The sequence below is a fragment of the Legionella rubrilucens genome (assembly GCF_001468125.1).
Classification (GTDB): domain Bacteria; phylum Pseudomonadota; class Gammaproteobacteria; order Legionellales; family Legionellaceae; genus Legionella_C; species Legionella_C rubrilucens.
On record NZ_LNYT01000012.1, the window covers coordinates 1 to 218 of the forward strand.

Genomic DNA, 218 nt, shown 5'->3' on the forward strand with positions numbered 1-218 from the left:
AAATCATTATGCGCTCTTGGTAAAACCTTAGATTCTTGGAAAGAAGAGATCGTGAGAATGTGGCGATTCAGCAAGTCTAACGGCATTACCGAAGGCTTCCATAGAAAAATGAAATTGATTCAAAGACGAGCCTATGGCTTTAAAAACTTTGAAAATTATAGAACCAGAGTTAGAGTACTATGCTGTTGATTGAGTGCCCCCGTAATTGGGAAAGACCC

Annotated in this window: 1 protein-coding gene; it reads left to right on the plus strand. The window is 39.4% G+C overall.

The genetic code is table 11. The annotated features are described in order from the left end of the window. On the plus strand, window positions 1-189 hold a 189-nt coding region (locus Lrub_RS14565), incomplete at its 5' end, for a transposase (RefSeq protein WP_162263131.1). Window positions 190-218 lie beyond the last annotated feature (29 nt).